Source organism: Pseudoalteromonas sp. 2CM36K (genome assembly GCF_023161865.1).
Taxonomy (GTDB): domain Bacteria; phylum Pseudomonadota; class Gammaproteobacteria; order Enterobacterales; family Alteromonadaceae; genus Pseudoalteromonas; species Pseudoalteromonas tetraodonis.
In genome coordinates this window covers 127,316-147,704 of record NZ_JALNTK010000003.1, presented here as the reverse complement: position 1 = coordinate 147,704, position 20,389 = coordinate 127,316, and the positions used below count along the sequence as shown (strand labels likewise).

Below are 20,389 nucleotides of genomic sequence, written 5' to 3'. Positions count from 1 at the left end.
ATATTAAGGTTAGCGATGAATAATAAAATTAACCTTGCGCGCGGCCGAACGCTTGATTTTGCAGAGCCTGTGATTATGGGGATCGTGAATGTTACCCCTGATTCATTTTCTGATGGCGGTCAGTTCTTAAATACAACTGCCGCGCTGAGTCATGCGATGCAACTACTTGATGATGGTGCGACCATTTTAGATATCGGTGGCGAGTCAACACGCCCAGGCGCACCTGATGTTAGCCTTGAAGATGAGTTAAAGCGTGTTATTCCTATTATTAAAGCTATTCGTGAGCAAAGTGACTGCGTTATTTCAATCGATACCAGTAAAGCCGAGGTGATGCGCCAAGCGATTGAAGCCGGTGCTGATATTGTCAACGACGTACGGGCATTGCAAGAGCCCGGCGCAATCGATGTGGTTGCACAGTTTCCTGAGGTAGCAGTGTGCTTAATGCATATGCAAGGACAACCTCGTAGTATGCAACACGCTCCTCACTATAATGACTTAGCGGGTGAGATAAATGATTTTTTTAGCCAGCGAATAGCCGCATGTGAAGCTGCTGGCATTAAACAAAGCCAGTTAATTTTAGATCCTGGTTTTGGTTTTGGAAAAACACTAAAGCATAATTATCAAATATTGGCTCAATTTAACGATTATGCAAAATTGGGACTTCCTTTGCTCGCGGGATTATCGCGTAAGTCAATGATTGGTAAATTATTAAATAGAGACACAGACGATAGATTGGCAGGCAGTTTAGCTGGAGCACTGATCGCCGCACAAAACGGTGCACACATTATTCGTGTGCATGATGTAAAAGAAACCGCAGATGTGCTTGGCGTATATCAAGCCTGCAAACAAGGAGTACTTTAAATGAAAGAAAGAAAATATTTTGGCACGGACGGTGTGCGTGGTTTAGTAGGTCAAGGTCCTATTAACCCAGAGTTTGCGATGAAATTGGGTTGGGCCGCAGGGCGTGTACTCTCACTTCATGGCACTAAAAAAGTCATTATAGGTAAAGACACTCGTATTTCAGGTTACATGCTGGAGACTGCCCTAGAGGCTGGATTAATTGCAGCAGGTATTGATGTTATTCTTTTAGGGCCCATGCCAACGCCTGCAGTTGCTTATTTAGCGCAAACGTTTCGCGCTGAAGCGGGGATAGTGATCAGCGCATCACATAATCCTTATTATGATAACGGCATTAAGTTTTTCAATGGCCAAGGTTTAAAGTTAGATGATGAGGTAGAGCTAGAAATTGAAGCGATGCTTGACGAGCCTATGACCTGTGTTGCTTCTGACAAGTTAGGTAAAGCAACACGTTTATCTAGCGCTGATGGCCGTTATATTGAATTTTGTAAAAGCCAGTTTCCACAAGGGTTATCCCTTGAAGGAATTAAAATTGTTTTAGATTGTGCTAATGGTGCTACATACCATATTGCTCCTTCTGTAATGCGAGAGCTTGGTGCAGAGGTGATCACCCATGCATGTGAGCCAAACGGTGTAAACATTAACCATGAATGTGGCGCAACCCATGTTGACACATTAAAGCGTAAAGTACTTGAACACAAAGCTGATGTCGGTATCGCCTATGATGGCGACGGCGACCGTGTGATGATGGTTGATCATAATGGCCGCGTATTCGACGGTGATGATTTGGTTTATATTATTGCTTGCCAAGCTGCACAAGATGACAATTTAGGCGGTGGTGTTGTTGGCACGGTTATGTCGAATATGGGACTTGAAAATGCGTTAAAAGCAAAAAACATTGCTTTTGCTCGCAGTAAAGTCGGTGATCGTTATGTGATGGAACTGCTGCAGCAAAAAGGCTGGAAAATTGGCGGTGAAAGCTCTGGGCATGTGTTGAATCTAGATTTAATCAGCACGGGTGATGGCATCATCTCAAGCTTACAAGTACTTGCGGCTATGGTAGCACAAAACCGTACACTTCAAGACTTAGGATCCGGTTTTACAAAGTACCCAATGAAAATGATTAACGTACGTTACACTGCCGGTACTGATCCGACCCAAGCTCCAGAGGTGCTTGCCGCAGTTGCTGAAGTAGAGCAAAGCTTAGCAGATAAAGGGCGCGTATTACTGCGTAAATCAGGCACTGAGCCTGTAGTACGAGTAATGGTTGAAGCTGAGCAAGAAAAAATAGTAATAGATAGTGCACAGAAAATAGCAGCGGTTGTCGAATCTATGAGCAAACAAACTGATTGATAACAATAACCTCTTGTAACTTTGGGCGAGTCGAGTTAATATCTCGCCCGCTTTCTAATGTGGAGTGGAAAAATGGCAGCACGCAAAGCGATGGTCGCAGGCAACTGGAAAATGAATGGTTCATTAGAACTCGTTCAACAACTGTCTGATGCTATTAACGATGTTAAATCTTCTGAAGTAAACATTGTTTTATTTCCTCCGTTTCCTCTAGTCCCAGCAATGATTGCAAGTGGTGTAACAACAGGCACGCAAACAGTGTCTGAGAATACCCCAGGTGCGTTTACTGGTGAAGTAGATGCAGAGCTAATTAAGCAGCTAGGTGCGAAATATGTACTGGTTGGTCACTCTGAACGACGCAGTATATATAAAGAAAGCAATGATACCGTTGCTGCAAAATTTGCTCGCGCGCAACAAGTAGGTCTAACGCCTATTTTATGTGTTGGCGAAAGCGAAACAGAGCAAGAAAGCGGTCAAACAGAACAAGTAGTTGCTGCGCAGATTGACGCAGTAATTAATAAATTAGGTGTAGCAGCACTAAAAGAATCTGTGATAGCATATGAGCCCGTTTGGGCTATAGGCACAGGTAAGACTGCATCGCCTGAACAGGCACAAAGCGTTCACAAATTTATCCGTGACAAAATTGCTGAACTAGATAGCGATTTAGCACAAGGGCTAACCATCTTATATGGTGGTAGCGTTAATGAAAAAAATAGCGAATTATTATTTGCGCAAACAGATATAGACGGCGGCCTAATTGGAGGCGCAAGTTTAAAAGCAAAATCATTTACTGCTATCTGCAATAGTGCAAAAGGGACCGTATAAGATGTACGAAATTTTATTAGTAGTGTATTTAATTGTAGCTTTAGCGCTTGTTGGTATGGTTTTGATCCAACAAGGTAAAGGTGCGGACATGGGGTCATCATTTGGTGCCGGCGCATCGTCTACAGTTTTCGGTTCTTCTGGGGCTGGAAATTTCATGACGAAAACAACAACGGTACTAGCTACAATCTTTTTTGTGCTTAGTATTGTGTTAGGTAACCTAACTGCCGGTCAAATTAAAAAGACTGACGAATGGGAAAACCTAGAAGCGGCTCCAGCTGTTGAAACAGTGACTCCAATTGAAGAAGATGTGCCAGTAACATCAACTAAAGAGCAAAGCTCTGACGTACCAAATTAATTTAGTTTTAAATCGTTAAGTTGTTTATTTCCCTCAAATAAACATGCTGACTTAGCACTAAGCAATAGCTTAAAAAATGCGGATGTGGTGGAATTGGTAGACACGCTACCTTGAGGGGGTAGTGCTTTCGGGCGTGGGGGTTCAAGTCCCCCCATCCGCACCAAATACAAAAACCAGTAACAGCAATGTTACTGGTTTTTTTGTGCCTAAAATTTAAAATATTAAACAACTCTTTTAGAAGTAATGTTGATCATTGAGTAGAACACTCTATATTTCAGTTGTTAGTGTTTACGAACGAATGTTACGGTATTTAACTTTATGTATAAAAAGCGTCTAAAGTTAAAAATAAAGTTAACATTTCTGCATCTTAAGCCGATAATAACTATAGATAATTAAACGGAGTAAATGAGTATAGCTTCAGGTTTCTCTTTTAAAAAAACCTCAGCATAAGTAAGAAATTCATGCTATGACCAGTATCGCTGTAGTCGCATTTTTAGTAATTGTTTTAATCAATTACTTTGCAATGAATGATAATAGGGCTGCACTTGATGAAATGGAAAAGCTTTCCTATCAAGTTGTTAAGCTTACTTCTGCTAATGTAAGCCTGTCGGAAAACTCGATGAGCTGTATACGCAGCCGTTACATTTGACGAGCAAGAGTTAATAGAGAAAGCTGTTAATATATACAACACATTAATCAGCAACATAAGTGCGGTTGAGCAAATAAACGCTTCGTATATTCATAGTGACACAAAAGTTCAGTTAGCATATTACGAAAAAATATCATCAAATATTGCAAACGGTATGGTAAATGGTACGGCCGACTTTAGTAAAATCCAGCAACAGGCGCAAAGAAAAGCATCGCTGTACAATGATGTGCTTGAAAAATTTAAAGTAGCTCAGGCAAAAGCAGATGCTCACTTTTTTTAAGTTGGTTGCAAGTACTAAAGAGCGCTCAGATCAGGCACTCACATTGATGCTGGTAGTATCTATTGTGTCGTTAATTTTATGGCTATTAGCAAGTGATACCGCGAATAACCTCAGTTTACTGGCAAATGGTAAAGGATCACTGAGCACTAATCTGCGCGTAAATTCAGAGGATGAAATTGGCCAAGTATCAATCAAGTTCAACTCCTTTATGGCCCTTTTGAAAAACTGTACTTGAAGTAATCGCGGTGTGTGAAGCACTAATAGAAAAAACTCAACTCGCTTAGTGTTCTATTCAACTCCAGCCGGACACTTTTCGCAGGGTAGGTTATTTAGACTCAGAGATTACCAAAGCACTACCATTCTCAGATCCAACTGCGGGTGTGGTGGCTTTGTAACTATCGTTGAGAATACAGGTCAGTCTAAAGCACAATGTATTGAACTTGAACCACAATTGCAATAACTGATGACTTTACTATTCAGAGATTACCAAAGTCTATTTACTTTAAAAGTAAAACAAAAAAGGTAAGCCATGGCTTACCTTTTTTATGGTTAAAAATAATTAACCTTCTTTATGTTCTTTACGTGCCTGCTCAATTTCTGCGGCAATTTCACGTGCTTTTTGCTTGGTTTTTTCAGTTAGCTCGCCAGCCGCTTCTTTGCTTTTGATCCATGCATCAACAGCTACTTCTTTGCCGTCATCGTACATGTCTAAGCCCATCGCTTTACTCTCTTCAAGTAGCTCATTTAATGACTCGTCATTTTTAAGCTCATTGGTTTTTTCTTTAACGTCGTTCCACGTTTCGTTTAGCTTTTCTTGAACTTCAGCGCTCGTTTGTTTGGCGTCTTGTTTCACTTCGTTGGCATCTTCACACCCTGTTAGTGTAATTAAAGTGCCTAATAATGCTAAACCTGCTAATTTCTTCATTGACTATCTCCTTTAGTGAAAAATATATTTCAGAGGTAACTATACAACAATGAAAATGAACATAGCTGTAACAACACGATTAAGTTTTAAATTAATGGACGAAAATGATTGGCAGCAATTATATGAGCTCGATCAAGACCCAGCCGTTATGCAGTATTTGACTCAAGGTAAACCTACCACTCTTGAAGAGATAAAAACGAAAGCCATTCCAAGAATGCTCGCTTATCGCAATGAGCAACAAGGTTGGGGGCTATGGCAAGTAACATTGCGTGAAAGTAATACTTTTATTGGCTGGGTGCTTGTTCGGCCGATGGGCTTTTTTTCAGATACACCTGACTTTAGTGATATTGAAGTAGGCTGGCGGTTTAAACGAGCGAGTTGGGGCAAAGGGTATGCTATTGAAGCTGCAGGCGCTATTTGTTCAGAGCTTGAAAAACAACGCCAAGTAAAGGTAATTAGCGCTACAGCACTGACCTCAAATGTTGGCTCAATTAATGTTATGAAAAAACTCGGTATGCAGCTTAAACATTATTATATTCATACAGAGGATGGCTCAAATTTAACAGCCGTGCTTTATTCAAAGTCATGTGGATAATCTAACAACAATCCTAAGCTCTTTAAATGCGACGTATAAATATTGACCTAGTGTTTGTTACTGTGCATTAATGTTTGCCATCAATGTATAAAAATAAACTAAGGATATGGGATGGGAACACTTTTTTCACCACGCAAGCTAATTATTAGCAGTGTCTTAATAATACAAGTAGGCTTTTTTAATGTAGCGGCTAAACAAAGTGCGGTGGCGATGCCCGACACATTTAGTGCGCACGCTGCAAAAGCCGTATTAGAGCAAGGCGGCAACGCGGTTGATGCCGCTATTGCTGCTCAGTTTGTATTAGCCGTTACGCTCCCCGAAGCGGGTAATATTGGTGGCGGTGGGTTTATGCTTATCCATAAAGATGGAAAAGGTGATTTTATAGATTACCGCGAAACCGCGCCCAGTGCCGCGCATCGTGATATGTATTTAGATGAGCAGGGGCAAGTAATTGAAAATAAATCTATTTACGGCATACACGCTAGTGGCGTGCCTGGCAGTGTCGCAGGAATGTGGTTAGCCCATAAAAAGCATGGTACGTTACCGTGGAAAGCGTTAGTGCAACCGGCAGTAATATTAGCAGAGCAGGGCTTTGTTGTGCCTGAAAAGTTGGCTCAGCTGATTGAGGACTATATAGCGCATCTAAATAATAAAAACATTAATGTAAATTTTGCCAGTTATTTTGCAACCGCTACGGCAGGTGCGCTTTTTAAACAACCAGAGCTAGCTGCCACACTCAAACGCATTCGCGATGAGGGTCAAGATGGCTTTTATCAAGGTGAAACTGCCGCAATTATTGCAAAATTTATGCACCAACATGGCGGGATCATTAACCAAGATGACTTAAAACGTTATCGTGCTAAATCGCGGACTCCTATAAAAGCGAATTGGAATGGCTACCAAGTGCTTACTTCACCGCCACCAAGCTCAGGCGGCATTGCTATATTGCAATGGCTTAAGATGTATGAGCTTAAAAAACCAACGCCTGCACAACAACATAATTCAGTAGGGTATGTGCATTTATTGGCTGAAATAGGTAAGCGAGTATTTGCCGATAGAGCAGAATACTTAGGCGATCCTGATTTTTACCAAGTGCCTACAGCTAAGCTACTTGCAGAAAACTATCTTAAAAACCGTAGTAACAGTATAGATTTAAAGGCTATTTCAACCACCGAAAACGTTAAACCCGGTTTAAAAGAAAGCGAGCAAACCACTCACTTTTCCATTGTCGATAACATGGGTAACGCTGTAGCTAATACCACCACCATTAATTTAGGGTTTGGTAGTGGCGTAGTCGTAGAAGGCGCAGGCTTCATTTTAAATGATGAAATGGATGACTTTAGCGCTAAACCCGGGGTTATGAATGTATTTGGTGCCATTGGCGGCAAAGCAAATGAAATTCAGCCACATAAACGTATGCTCAGCTCTATGACCCCCACTATTTTATTAAGTAATAACCAAGTGAAAATGGTAACAGGATCGCCAGGTGGAACTACTATTATTAGCTCGGTGTATCAATCGATACTCAACGCGATTGAATTTAATATGAGCGCCGATGATGTGGTAAATAGCCCGCGTTTTCATCATCAGTTATGGCCAAAAAATGTGATCAGAGCACATGCCGGCTTGGAGCCATCAGTAAAACAACAGCTGATAAAAATGGGTTACACAGTGGACGAACGCCACTTTGGTGATATGCATGTGATTATTAATCGTAATGGTAAATTAGATGCGGCGTCAGAGCAAAGCGGTAGAGGAAAAGCAATCGTGTTTTAACATTAGCGTTTGCATGGCAATCCCCCCAAACTCTTGTTTGGGGGGACTGCCAATAGAATATTACTTATTATTGGGTATTAACCTATTGCAGGTATTAGGCCTGCCATTTGCAGGCATTGCGCACTAATAATTGAAATGCCACACAATGCTGCTATGGCTAAACCAATATTACCGCTTCGTACTTTATAACCGCTTTTTTCAACACCTTGACGCTGTTTATACACCATACTCACCGGCAAAAATACAGCCAATATCACCAATGCAATAGCGGCATAACCTAATGCCATAATAAACCCTTGCGGATAAAATAAGGCAAACCCAAGAGGAGGGATAAAAGTAATAAATGCGGTTTTTATTCTATCTGCGCCCGTATCTGCTTTTTTGAATGTGTCAGCAAAAAAGTCAAATAACCCCAAGCTCACTCCCAAAAATGACGTAGCCAGCGCTAAATCAGCAAAAAGCTTAACCGCTGTAGAAACGCTCGTGTTGTTAGCAATATTTGCCACACTGGCTACAAACCCGCTTAAGCCTTCACTTTCGAGAAGTTGGGCTTGGCTCATTATGCCTTGGCTTAATACTTGCCAAAATACATAAATAACCAGTGGTAAAGAGGCACCTGCAATCATTACTTTGCGTAAAGTTTTTATTTCAAGGCCAACGTATTTAACAATAGAAGGGATAGAGCCATGAAAACCAAAAGAGGTAAATACCACAGGAATAGCCGAAAGTATCAGCCCTTGCTCAACTGGCATTTCAAGTAAGTGCTGGCCATGCACATAAGGCGTAAGCATATAAAATAAGCTACCCAATACCACTATTTTTATACTAAACAGCACTCTATTAAGCTTATCTACCTTGCTGGTGCCTAAAGTGACAACACCTGCAATCACCACCGCTAAAATAACGGAGCCTAACTGTGGGGCAATACTTAAGTTGAAACCAGTGTTTATACGTTCTTGTAGCTGGGCTCCGCCACCTGCTATGTAGGCCGCGCATAACGCATAAAATAAAAATATCATTGAAAAGTTAGCCACATACTGACCGCGCTTACCTAGCCAAAGCTTAGCCAAGGTATTTAAAGTGGCGTCGCGAGGGGCGTATTGATGTAGTTCCAACATAAGTAAAGCGGTGTAGGTCATAAGTAACCAACAACCGATAATTAATACCATCGCGGTATTAAATCCAAGCCCTGCAGAGGCGATAGGCAGGGCAAGCATACCTGCACCTATGGTGGTTCCTGCAACAATTAACATGCTACCTATTGTTTTATTTTTAAGCACTTAATGATCCTGATCAAACGTGAGAGACACGCAAGATATAACTAGTTGTGTAAAACTTAAATAGTTTTGTCATAAAAGAGACAAAATAAAATGTAATCTTCTATTTACAACTGTACTAAAAAAGCCAAAATCATCAAAAAAAGGAAATTTAACTTATTAATATAAATGAAAAAATAAAAAGCTAAATGTTAATAATTAAAAGGGAGGCTGTTTGCTATGTATAAAATAGGCATCACAAAAATGGTATGTATTGACCGAAAGCGTTATCCATTACACCGTCGGTCGAAAAGGAATACGACAATTTACATTTTTGCTATTTGAATTACCAAGCGGCGGTTTTTATCACGGCCTAAAATATTATCATTGGTGTCTACAAAGCGTTTTTCGCCAAAGCCTTCAGTAACCACCTTAGCTTCATCAACGCCTAAGCCAACCATGTAATCTTTAATCTCCTTAGCACGCTTTCTTGATAAATCGAGGTTATTCCAACGACCGCCATAACTATCGGTGTACGATGCAATACTAATTGATTCTACACTGGGATCGTTTTTTAAATACTCAGCAATTTTATCAAGGCGCTGCTGCGATGATTTGGTTAATTTACTGCTATTCGATTCGTAGTTCATTATAGTGAACGAAATATCTTCAAAATTGTATGGCAGCAATTCGTCTCGGCATTGTAAAAAGGCCCAATAAGCTTGTTTAAAGTTGATATTAGACATTCCCACGGCAATTTTGTCGGCACTATTTTGCCAGTCTTGATAGTAAAAGGTAGGTTGGTTGCCTTTTTCAAGTTCAGTTAGCATTTCCCACGCTGTTTTATTACCTAGTTCACCATCAAACTTTTTAAGTAATTTCATATCAGCAATATCACGGGCAGGGCGACCTGCTCGCCAACTAGGTGGCACCGCTTTTAAACCGGCAATCGCGTAATTTTCTGGGCGTACCACCATGTCTAAATTAAAGGTAAGATCTTTATTTTTACTTGCAGATGCTTTAAAAATAGCCTCGCCATAGTAGGGAACTTCATGATTTAATTGGCATTGTAAGCGAGTTGTTTTAACCAAGTTCCAGTTTGAATTATCTTGGTTAGCCGTGTACTGGCGCATTGCTGCAGTTGTATTCAAACTATACAGCACACTACTAATGCCTAGGCTAATAAATAACAACTTACACTTCATCGAGAATTCTCCAGTTATCTAGTTCTGCCAAAAAAATGACAAAAACCGTAAAATATTACGCAACAGCAAATAATTCAGCGCAAACGCTAATTACAAAGCAAGTAACATGCCTATAGTTTAACTGCAATTAATCAATAAATCCCCTAGCCGACAGGGGCTCAATTTTGACATAATAGACAGCTAATCCCTATAAACCAAGAATACTATGGCAAATACTGAGCAAACACTTTTCGCACAACGCTTTCGTGGCTTTTTTCCTGTGGTTATTGATGTTGAAACCGCCGGTTTTAACAAAGAAACCGACGCACTACTAGAAATTGCAGCATCCGTTTTAAAAATGGATGACGAAGGACTGCTTAGTATCGATCATACCGTTCATTTTCATGTGCAACCGTTTGAGGGCGCAAACATTGAACAAGCCGCCATTGAGTTTAATGGTATTGAACCTTTTTCAGCACTTCGAGGGGCTGTCCCTGAAGAAGAGGCGATTAAAGAAATTTGTAAAGTAGTGCGCAAAGCGCAAAAAGCCGCAGGGTGTCAGCGCTCTGTGGTGGTTGCTCATAATGCCGCTTTTGACCATGGCTTTTTAAATGCCGCTATTGAGCGTAATAACATCAAGCGCACACCATTTCATCCGTTTGTTAGTTTTGATACCACATCACTTGCAGGCTTAGCATTAGGGCAAACAGTATTGGCTAAAGCGTGCCGCGCGGCAGGAATAGAGTTTGATAACAAACAAGCACACTCTGCGTTATACGATACAGAACGCACCGCTGAATTATATTGTTTAATTGTTAATCGTTGGCAGCAACTAGGTGGTTGGCCACTTGCTATAGATGAAACACAACAAAACTTAGACGAAGCAAGCAACCAAGATTAAGTTCACAATAGTGAATACTTACTTTTTGAGTTGAGCCAGTCTCAATAAGCGTTATTAAAAAGATTGCGTTATTTTACCTTCACTGTGAGTGATTAAATGTGGTGGATAATTACGCGAAAAGCTAATTGATTCTCGTGCAATTTTAAGCTCCACCCCGGGGTGCATAAGCTCATTAACTTTTAAACGACTGAGCGCTAAAAGCTGCGCCATTTTCTTTCTTAGCAACTGCTTTTGCTGACTGATACTGGCGCTTCGGTTTGCTATGTGTTCTTCATTCGTTGTTATTTTATTCAAGAACTGCTGACGCTGTGCGCTTGCAACTTGTTTATTAATTCGCTGGCGCGCTTGCTGTAGTTCAATTGACTTACTGATTAAAACTTTTTCAAAGTCAGTGATTTGCGCTTGTTTTTGTTTTAGCACATACCACCGCTGTGCAATGCAAACACGGGTTTTAGTTCCTGCTGGTGCGCCCAATTCACCTGTTTCAATGCGCATTGCGTCTAGAATATGGCCACCAATAATTTTCCCTTTAGGAGCTTTTGCGCTGCCAACCCTAATTAAATTTCCAGCACTCAAGTCACAATGTAATGATTGGCGTTCTATTAATAAGTTTTGCTCCGTTTTTATGTCACAGTATTGAGAGTAACCAAGTGCAACAGTTCGTTTAGCAAAAATAGAACAGGTGAATGGCTCATCGGCTTCTCGTTTTCTGCCAATTGCTCCCTTTACTATTGTGATAGCGCTATTACTTTTTAACTGCGCCGATTCAACAAAACCTAAAACAGTAATATCGCCGGTAGCAGTCACGCGCATGCCATCTTTTATATCACCACTGACTATAATACTGCCATCAAATTCAACATGGCCAGTACTGGGATCAATATTATGAAAACATAAAACATCATCAACACGCATACCACGGGGAAGGGCAACCGGTACACCAGTACAGTCGGCAATTAGTAAGTTGGGGTTATCGGGCGCAATTTTAGTACCGTCAAAAGGTTGTAATTTATGCTCTTTGCCAGGGATTGCAGTTAGCACATCTCCAAACACAGTAAACCCATCAACCCCCGATGTTGCTGGAATGCGCCGCATTAATTCACAACCAGGTTTTACAGTAATAATATCACCTAGGTTTCTCATATCGACTTTACCACCGCCTTTAGCTTGTGGGCTAAGTACGCGGTCTTGCGCTGTGCAGCAAAGACGCACAAATTTGGCATCGTTACCCACTTTAGGTGCACGACCAAAAGCGACTTCAGCGCAATGCGTGCTTCCTGAGAGTTGTTCAAACTGTTGCGCCAATAACTGTTCTAATGCATGAGAGCTAATACCCTTTACAATCCCTGCCTGAGCTAACACGTCAATTGCTTGTTCCATGTTAAGTAATTTACCGCCCTTAGCAGTAATAAGAGTAGCTTCAACAAGCATATTTTTTTCATCAATGTTAATGGTTAGCTTTGCATCAATGGCTTGAGCAATTACTAAAGAGGGGGCTTCTTCGGCGTTATTTTGAGCAAACAGCTTACCAATATTGCTAGCAATAACCTCACACTCGCAATATTCTGACTGCCTAATTAATTCAATAAGCTGTGTTGCTGTTGAGGCTAAACCTGATACATGAGGGTGTGAAACTAAAGAGATATACCCCGTTTGCTCATCAAAAGAAAAAACCGACATTTATAAATCCTCTAGGTAATATGTCTGTTATTATTTTTTATAATTTATTAGACCAAGGTTTAGCCTTGCATTTGAGCATAAAGCATCACACTTGTTAAGTAATTGTTTCTTGATTGTTCGATATTTTACATTTACATGTGTGTTTGATGCATGATTAACCAATTGATAAAATAAAACGCCTAAGGTGTTGAGTATTCGTAGGTTACTCGGTTATACTGCTTGCACACTCTGAATGAGTAACCTTATTCAGGGGCTGATTAGGATTCGACGGAATTCAAGAAGCCCGAGGTGCATGTCGAGGTGCGGTTTGCCTCGTAAAAAAGCCGCAATTTAAAGTAATCGCAAACGACGATAACTACTCTCTAGCAGCTTAGGCTGGCTAGCGCTCCTTCCATGTATTCTTGTGGACTGGATTTTGGAGTGTCACCCTAACACCTGATCGCGACGGAAACCCTGGCCGGGGTTGAAGCGTTAAAACTAAGCGGCCTCGCCTTTATCTACCGTGTTTGTCCGGGATTTAAAGGTTAATTAAATGACAATACTAAACATGTAGTACCGACGGTCGAGGCTTTTCGGACGGGGGTTCAAATCCCCCCAGCTCCACCACTTTAAAACCCACCAAGCCCCCACTACACGGGGCTTGGAAGGGGTTTTCACTACTACTCACCCACTAGTAACTCATTACAAACCACAATTTAATCGCACACCACGGTTTTAAAGGGATTCAGAGTGTTTGATGCATTTTTGCTGTTCATCAAAAATAAGCCAAAACACACTATTAATGCACGAGAAAGTCGCCATATTTAGTGTTTACTACTAGCCTAAAGTCTCTTTAATAGCTGGTGATAAACATGAATTCCAAAGATAAAAAAGCGATTGTTATGTTACTCGATAATATAGAGTTACGTTCTAAACATACCATTGATGAACTTCAACACCTCGTTAGTCAAATTGACTCCATTAAAGAACTAATTAAAAGTAATAATGTTCAGCAACCGAACTATGAGCAAATAAAAGAATTAGTACAAAATGAAACTTACTCACCTCGACCAACAAGTCCAAACGATCTGATAAGACGCGAAGAAGTTATAACTATGACTGGCCTATAACGTTCAACTATATACACTCTTATGAAAAACTCTGAATTTCCATTAAGCATTGAGTCATCAAAACAGGTATCAGTAATATCCATTGCTGAACAACTAGTATCCAATGCATCGCTAACGCCGACATCAATTGATTCGCCAAATGGATTAACGCCAACATCAATGCAGCTATTGTCTATTAATGCTAATCCAGTTGATGGATTGACTCCTGTAACAGTAACCTCAAAAGTCTCTGTAAGGGCCATTGGTTCCGAGCTTGGTGAATCATACTCAACAGTGCAATGATCAAATAGTTGGTAACTTAATAAATTCATAATTCTATACCTGTTTTGTTTCGGTACTTCTTAAACTTAATGAAAATTGAATGAGATGCAAACAAAAAAAGCGCTCAATTGAGCGCTTCAGATTATTGTCGATATTTCTTCTTAAGTTTGAGTTTGAAAATCCTCAGACTAAGTTCCAATAAACTTGTTAAAAACCAAGCTATGAGGGCATATCCACCTTGAAATGGATGCGATTTATGTAGCTCCATACCAACAACTCGTTCAAGAACGATGGTGATTAAAATCACAGTTGATAATATCTTGAAGATCGTTGCCAATTCACTAATGAAAAACAACTTAAGTCTTTGATTCGAAGTCATGCAGTCCTCTTTTGTTTTGTCCTGCATGACTAAATAGCTACGAATGAAGGAGATTAACACTGCTTAAATTTCACTTTTAATGCATTTTAGATAATTGTACTTTGGCTTCCTTATATCTACGTTCAAAAGCTTCCACTTTTATATTTTCTCCACAGGAATCGGTTGCTCCTCGCCTGAAACGATTACATCCGTAAAAAGTTTCTCGATTAGGATCATTTTCTAATCTGGCTACCATAGTACCAATACCACAACGGACACAACCAATTTCGATTTCACCGCAGCCAATACAGTACCTAAAACCTTTAGTATCTACATGCATAGGAGAATTACAGTGCTTACAGGCTTTTAGAGTTGCATCACATGCTGGTGCTAATGAACATTTATAGAACACTCTATTGTGTTTTGTTTGAATAGCTTTAAGTGTCCCTGAATCACAAGAAGGGCAATGCCATTTGGCAAATGAGCTAGCTAGTTTGTTGTCGATCAGTTTATTTCCATATTTGTTTATTTCTACTAAGAAAGGACTCCCCTGATCTGAATCGAACAATATATAAATAAAATGCTTTGCTCTTGTTAAGGCCACATAGAACAAACGGCGCTCTTCGGCATATAAGTAGCTTTCTTTATGGGGAAGAACCAAATCAATTAATTCATCATTTTCTTTAGAAGAAGGAAAACTTCCTGATTCGACTCCTAACACCACAACAAAATCAGCTTCTAATCCCTTACTTGCATGAGCTGTTACATAGTTGATATCTAAATATGGAAACTGACCTTTATTAATTTTAAAGCCTTTTAACATTTGCATATTTTCTTGTTTATATCGACCAATGATCAAAACCGTATGTTTTTTATCTTTTTGCTGCCCACTTTTATTAAAGGTATTTAAGCTTCTAATTAAGCTTTGCTGATAAGCACATAACTTCTGCTCTCTAATTGATAACGAGCTATTTTCCACTGCTTGTTTTATATCCACTAATCTAAGTGCGGGAACATCAACTTGTGAATGAGTCACAATGTCTTTTTTTATTTGTCCTGGGTTTGCCATGACAAACTGACTACTGACATTATGGATTTTATTATTGAACCTAAAAGTTTTGTCTAATGGGATAGCTGTAGATGGAGAAAATGCTTGGTTAAATTCTGTAAAAAGTGCGATGTCAGCACCATTAAAACGATATATCGACTGCCAGTCATCCCCAACAGCAAAAAGTCTTATATTAGTGGACGATGCCAATATAGCCTTCAAAAGTTTAACTCTGCCGCCAGAAATGTCTTGAAATTCATCGACTAGTATATGGGTATAGCTATGGTGAAAATTACCTTCTTCCACTATGTCTACAGCTAATGCGATCATATCGCTAAAGTCTACACAATCAGTATCTTTTAACTGCTTTTGGTAACCCTCAAAAATAGGCTGAAAAATGTTAAGAAATGCATTTGTTCTCTCTATATCGTATAAAGCAGGGTTTAAGCTTTGCTTTAAATATTCAATAGAGAAGTTACCTTCTTTAAACAAACCTAAAAATCGTTGAAGTAGCTCTATAAAACCAGACCACTGAGTTTCGTTTTCTTTTCTTAACTGTTCGAATATGTCATTTAGCGGCATTGGTTTTAATGCTATTTCATTCTCTTCTAAAACCTCAGCTAAACATTTTGATAGACTACCTTGCATTAATTGGTACGAATATAGCTCGGCCATTTTTGTACCTTTGGATTTGTGAAGTTCTCGCTTCCACGCAAGGTCTTCTAAGTACCTATCTTGATCGACAAACGGTGCCGTTTCGTTATTTTCATTTAACCCTAAATACTCAATGTAGAGTTCAGCTTCTGGCAGGTAAAAATCTGGTTGGTATTGACGTCTTGAGATACTTCGAGTGTCAAATTTGTAATGTGCTTCATATTCGTAGCTAATCCCATTTAATGTGAGAAAATTAGCAATGCGTAATTCACCAACACTTTTTACCCACTCACCTTTTAATGTTATCAGCCTGCAACTCGATAAAAATTCGTGGTAATCATCAATAGACTGAAAATCTAGTTCAGATTTTGCTGGTGTACCTAGACTAGAAAAGTAATGCACTAATAGTGCTTTGTAGTCACTATTTTCTTCCGCTATTTTTTCAATGGTACTATCTATAAATTTTGAAAATAGGTGAGGTTGCTCAGCAAACGCTGTAACTGATTTTTTGTAGCCAAAGGTATTAGCTACAATGTCATTTCCCAAAGCGTGAAATGTACTAGCCCTTATGTCGCTAGCTACGTCAGGGATACGTTCTTGTATTCTTTCATTCATTTCTGCCGCAGCCTTATTACCAAAGGCTAACATTAGAATGTTCTTGGGCTTAGCAATGCCTGCTTCTATAAGAAATCCTGCTTTTCCAACTAATGTTGAAGTTTTTCCAGTTCCGGCACCCGCGATAACTAAATTATGGTCATCATTAGTAACACAAGCTATACGCTGTTTTTCTGTTAAAGGTAGCTTTTCAACAGTATCGAAAAAACCTTTATATTTATCGACCAAAACAGGGACAACGTTTTGATTGTGTAATTCTCGGCCAAGCTCACTAACGTCATTTTTACTGAGTGTTTGCGCTTGTTTAAATACAGCTCGTTGTGTATCTGTTTTTAAGAGTTCGGGATTTATACCTAAATCTAAAAAGCGGGTAACAAGTTGGTGTAACTGGGCCAATGGTTGCCATTCATAACTAGATAAGTAAACATCCTTATTTTTTCGGTTCTCTAGTGATTTTTCAAAAGCTTTCCACTTTTCACTTGATGCAACAAAAGCTAACAAAGCTTGAATAAAGTTATTTTTAAACTCATTAAGTTGATTACTCCTATAACCTTTAAAAATTAGAGGCTTTGTTTCAGAAGCCATTATGACAAGGTCGCTAGACAAAAGACCCTTGTGAATACTGATCTGCTCAACATCATTTATGGATATTTGTGAGGAGATGCCATTGTTGACAATACCAATACTTGTATTGTCTAAAGCAATTCTGACATCTATTCCTCGTAGTCTATGCCACCATTTAGTCAGACCACTAACTTCTAATATCATTTAGGTAACACCAGAGGTCGATAAGCTATTACAACAGCCCACTTGCCATCTGGCACCGCAGTTTGAACATGGTTTATAATAAAGGTCTTCCAACCTTTGTTCATTTGTCATTTTTTGCTTTAAATAAGGGTTGTCGTCGTTGTATTTTTTTAAAAGTTCTCCAGGCACTAAACTCCAGCCCTCATTTTGATGGGTTACGTTTGACCTGACTGCGACTCCCATTTTTTCACCAATACCTTTCGTTATCCTAGAAGTCTTTTTTTTTTGAGTTGAGTCACCTAATACGTTAATAGAAAACTCAATATCATAGACATTTAACTCTTGTGGAATGTCTTCATCTAACGATTTAGCATTAACTGTCATAATCAAGTTTTCATCGATTTTAACATCTATATCAATCCGTTCTTTTAATGGAGGAAAGTTTTTATTAACAGGAACTACCAAGTTACCTATAGATGTTCGTCTGTCAGCAGCGGCAGTTTTTCCTACCATTTGAGCACGTTTAAAACTCAATACAGCCTTACCATCACGCGGATCAGCGCAATAGAGAGCTTGTTGTGTGCTTTGAGTGTTACCGCGCTTAGGGAGCAATGTTCCTTCGGGGATAAGAGTTAGTAGAGAATTCCTTGCTTCAACAAGTTCAATGGGTTTTGCCAATGTTAGAGCTACATTGTCTTTAGCAATCCAAGCAGCACCCTCAGAAATTATTCTGTCACCTTTTTCCGAAACGTGAAGAGCCGACACTCCAAATATCTCACGTAAGCCTTGCTTTATCGCTGGCATGTTAACCATTCCACCTGTAGCAAGACACAAAGCGACACACTGTCTATCTATATCTGCTTGCTCAGGGCTGAGAATTGAATCAATCTCTCTAAGACCAGCATCTATCAACGGTTTAGATATTTTGTCCAAATCATCTCTTGATAACCAGCAATCGATTTCAGCTTCATCACCATCAGCGTTGTAGTAATCCGGTATAAATATTGGTGCTTCACTTCTCTTAGAAAGGGTTATTTTGGCACGTTCACATTCTTCAAGTAATCTAGCCCTCATGCTTGGATTACGTGACTTTTGAGTATCTTCTGTCCAATTGAATTTTTCAGCATGTTGTTCTTCAACATACTTTAAGATGGCTTCGTCAAGATAATCACCGCCTATCTTGTTATTACCCTTATTTAAAATTTGAACTATGTTTCCGTTTTTGATTTGGCAGAGTGTTAAATCTAACGTACCACCGCCCCAGTCAAAAACTAAAATAAGCTGGCCTTCATCCTTTAATATCGCATTTTGAGTATCTTCGAGATCTTTGTAATATCCATATAAGGCTGCTAAAGGTTCATGTACAAATGATTCAATTAATATACCTGAATCTAGAAATGCTTCACGAAGAGCTTGGCGACCACGGCCATCCATCGCAACTGGAATAGTCACAACGGCGTGCTTTAAATCTGCAATGCCGTCTTCATCTTCTTCTTGAGCGTGCTCAATCAAAAAAGACATTAGATTTGAAACAACCTCTTTCGGGTTTTTGATAATTCCACCAACATTTATGGCATCTTTATCCAAAAACTTTTTTGGCCCACGAACAGCGTTACCGTGTATTCCAATAGTATTTTGTTCAAGCTTATTCTTGGCTTTCATGCCACAAATAACTCTTTCCCCTTCATAATGAACAACAGAAGGATGAGGTCTATCTTTTTCTGTAAAAGATTTTATTTTATTTTGCTGAGTAACAACTGAGATCAGACTATTGGTAGTCCCGAAATCTATCCCTATTTTTTGAACCATTGTAATGCTCCTTCTACTTCTTCAATGATTACGTCTATGTTATGAATCGCTACTTTAACTTTAGGTTCATCTCTGTCTAACGCTTTAAGAGATGTGCGAAGTGGGGGAATTACCTCTTCTTCTAACAAGTTGATCGCTTTGGATTTTACTTTTCCTGTGTCATCTTTCAGGTGTACTCTCTCAGCTTTACCCAGCTGCTCTTTTGACTCAATGGTTTCCTGTAATTTTTGTAGCTGCGACTGAAGTTCTTCAATCTTCTTATTACTATCACTTAGTTGCAAATTTAGACTTTGCGTATCTGCTAACGCTTTATCTAGTTGCTTTTTGTAATATTGAGATTGTTCTTGTGCTTTTCTTTTATCATCTTGGGCGTCTTGCTGAGTTTTTAGGAAGCGAGCTATAAGAGCACCTAGCTCTTTTTTACTGCTACTGTTTATGTGTCCAGCGAGAAAAGACTCGATAGACAAACTAGGTGATTTTTCATCAATTTCTGCCGTTAAAATATTGGAAAGGGTATCAATAGCTTTAGTTTGAGTTGTTTTACCAAGACTAACTGACCACAAAGCGGCTATTGCCAATACGTTATACCTTAAACTCTTTAACTGAGCCGCTGTCATGCCTTTAGGCGCAGAATCAATTTCACTTTCGTTAATTTTGGCTGCTTCGGCTTTTGATTTGGATTTTTTAATCCCCTCAAGACGTTTATCAAATCGCTTATTTAACTCATTTATCAGGTAAGGAAGAGCGTTTTCATTGTCACCTAGTGATGACAGAATTGCGCGAAACACGTTAGAGTCATGCTTAGTAGGGTTTAAGAACGATATCTCACCAATAACGTCGCAAAAAAAGTTAATACAACTATTCTTTGCTTCATTGTTTGTAGCATTATAAACATTGGTGACAATTTCAGTTGTAAGCTTAAGATCTGAATCTCTGGCAAAAATAATACCTGGATATTTCTTTAAAATATCGGCAGACACTCTATCTTTAAAAACGATATTGTTAAGGTACTTCTTGTGAGTAGATAATAGTTTTAATGGTTTTTTAGTTTTTCCAGCTTCACCCTCTTTAAATACATCAACGATAACCTCGTCAATACTATTAAAAACGACTTCTTTTTTGGCTGCTTTATTTAATGATAATGTTTCGTTCAT

The 20,389-nt window shown here is 39.3% G+C and carries 18 protein-coding genes, 1 tRNA gene, 1 other RNA gene and 1 pseudogene; 13 read left to right on the top strand and 8 right to left on the bottom strand.

Annotation, left to right across the window (positions count from 1 at the left end):
• The first annotated feature begins 15 nt into the window (after positions 1-15).
• From folP to MTN97_RS18080, 9 genes and pseudogenes are all read left to right on the top strand, one after another.
• Complete coding sequence (gene folP / locus MTN97_RS02735; protein WP_013465497.1) at positions 16-861, top strand: dihydropteroate synthase; 846 nt, start codon at positions 16-18, stop codon at positions 859-861.
• Entirely contained in the window at positions 862-2,211 is a 1,350-nt protein-coding gene (gene glmM / locus MTN97_RS02730) for a phosphoglucosamine mutase (RefSeq protein WP_036981839.1), read from the top strand.
• Between the two features lie 72 nt (positions 2,212-2,283).
• Positions 2,284-3,033 (top strand): triose-phosphate isomerase, encoded by a 750-nt coding sequence (tpiA, locus tag MTN97_RS02725; RefSeq protein WP_248473633.1) that lies wholly within the window; start codon positions 2,284-2,286, stop codon positions 3,031-3,033.
• Position 3,034: 1 nt separating this feature from the next.
• Positions 3,035-3,388 (top strand): preprotein translocase subunit SecG, encoded by a 354-nt coding sequence (gene secG / locus MTN97_RS02720; protein WP_036981843.1) that lies wholly within the window; start codon positions 3,035-3,037, stop codon positions 3,386-3,388.
• A gap of 78 nt (positions 3,389-3,466) precedes the next feature.
• Positions 3,467-3,551, top strand: a tRNA-Leu gene (locus MTN97_RS02715).
• A gap of 303 nt (positions 3,552-3,854) precedes the next feature.
• Positions 3,855-4,037 carry a hypothetical protein gene (locus tag MTN97_RS02710; RefSeq protein WP_248473632.1) on the top strand — a complete coding sequence of 61 codons (183 nt, stop codon included), beginning with the start codon at positions 3,855-3,857 and terminating at the stop codon, positions 4,035-4,037.
• A gap of 154 nt (positions 4,038-4,191) precedes the next feature.
• Positions 4,192-4,317 carry a hypothetical protein gene (locus MTN97_RS17855; RefSeq protein WP_282447288.1) on the top strand — a complete coding sequence of 42 codons (126 nt, stop codon included), beginning with the start codon at positions 4,192-4,194 and terminating at the stop codon, positions 4,315-4,317.
• The gene (locus MTN97_RS02705; protein WP_248473631.1) at positions 4,301-4,552 is read left to right on the top strand and encodes a hypothetical protein; all 252 of its coding nucleotides are present in this window, start codon (positions 4,301-4,303) and stop codon (positions 4,550-4,552) included. Before MTN97_RS17855 ends, MTN97_RS02705 begins: the two co-directional genes overlap by 17 nt.
• Before the next feature lie 115 nt (positions 4,553-4,667).
• Positions 4,668-4,854: pseudogene (locus MTN97_RS18080) on the top strand (hypothetical protein); the annotation flags it as partial.
• 22 nt (positions 4,855-4,876) lie between these two features.
• Here MTN97_RS18080 and MTN97_RS02700 read toward each other — a convergent pair.
• Positions 4,877-5,242: a hypothetical protein gene (locus MTN97_RS02700; protein ID WP_248473630.1), complete on the bottom strand. Its 366-nt coding sequence runs from the start codon at positions 5,240-5,242 to the stop codon at positions 4,877-4,879.
• A gap of 49 nt (positions 5,243-5,291) precedes the next feature.
• On the opposite strand from MTN97_RS02700, the gene MTN97_RS02695 reads away from it, so the two are divergent.
• Positions 5,292-5,837, top strand: coding sequence for a GNAT family N-acetyltransferase (locus MTN97_RS02695; RefSeq protein WP_248473629.1), 546 nt, complete (start codon positions 5,292-5,294; stop codon positions 5,835-5,837).
• Between the two features lie 111 nt (positions 5,838-5,948).
• The gene (gene ggt, locus MTN97_RS02690) at positions 5,949-7,613 is read left to right on the top strand and encodes a gamma-glutamyltransferase (protein WP_248473628.1); all 1,665 of its coding nucleotides are present in this window, start codon (positions 5,949-5,951) and stop codon (positions 7,611-7,613) included.
• Positions 7,614-7,690: 77 nt separating this feature from the next.
• Here ggt and MTN97_RS02685 read toward each other — a convergent pair whose 3' ends face one another.
• Positions 7,691-8,893: an aromatic amino acid transport family protein gene (locus tag MTN97_RS02685; RefSeq protein WP_214551914.1), complete on the bottom strand. Its 1,203-nt coding sequence runs from the start codon at positions 8,891-8,893 to the stop codon at positions 7,691-7,693.
• Positions 8,894-9,195: 302 nt separating this feature from the next.
• A complete protein-coding gene (locus MTN97_RS02680) occupies positions 9,196-10,074 on the bottom strand; it encodes an OmpA family protein (protein WP_214551913.1) in 879 nt (292 codons plus the stop codon).
• 205 nt (positions 10,075-10,279) lie between these two features.
• On the opposite strand from MTN97_RS02680, the gene rnt reads away from it, so the two are divergent.
• Positions 10,280-10,954, top strand: coding sequence for a ribonuclease T (gene rnt, locus MTN97_RS02675; RefSeq protein ID WP_069438664.1), 675 nt, complete (start codon positions 10,280-10,282; stop codon positions 10,952-10,954).
• A 54-nt stretch (positions 10,955-11,008) separates the two neighbouring features.
• Here the strand turns inward: rnt and MTN97_RS02670 are convergent, their stop codons facing one another.
• Positions 11,009-12,634: a DUF342 domain-containing protein gene (locus MTN97_RS02670; protein ID WP_248473627.1), complete on the bottom strand. Its 1,626-nt coding sequence runs from the start codon at positions 12,632-12,634 to the stop codon at positions 11,009-11,011.
• Between the two features lie 249 nt (positions 12,635-12,883).
• Here MTN97_RS02670 and ssrA point away from each other — a divergent pair.
• Positions 12,884-13,240: a transfer-messenger RNA gene (ssrA, locus tag MTN97_RS02665) on the top strand.
• A 430-nt stretch (positions 13,241-13,670) separates the two neighbouring features.
• Here ssrA and MTN97_RS02660 read toward each other — a convergent pair.
• From MTN97_RS02660 to MTN97_RS02645, 4 genes are all read right to left on the bottom strand, one after another.
• Positions 13,671-14,054 (bottom strand): hypothetical protein, encoded by a 384-nt coding sequence (locus tag MTN97_RS02660; protein WP_248473626.1) that lies wholly within the window; start codon positions 14,052-14,054, stop codon positions 13,671-13,673.
• Between the two features lie 405 nt (positions 14,055-14,459).
• The gene (locus MTN97_RS02655; protein WP_248473625.1) at positions 14,460-17,447 is read right to left on the bottom strand and encodes a UvrD-helicase domain-containing protein; all 2,988 of its coding nucleotides are present in this window, start codon (positions 17,445-17,447) and stop codon (positions 14,460-14,462) included.
• Positions 17,448-19,235, bottom strand: a complete 1,788-nt coding sequence (locus MTN97_RS02650; protein WP_248473624.1) for an Hsp70 family protein — start codon at positions 19,233-19,235, stop codon at positions 17,448-17,450. It abuts the gene before it with no gap.
• Complete coding sequence (locus tag MTN97_RS02645; RefSeq protein ID WP_248473623.1) at positions 19,220-20,389, bottom strand: hypothetical protein; 1,170 nt, start codon at positions 20,387-20,389, stop codon at positions 19,220-19,222. The genes MTN97_RS02650 and MTN97_RS02645 overlap by 16 nt, the downstream gene beginning before the upstream one ends.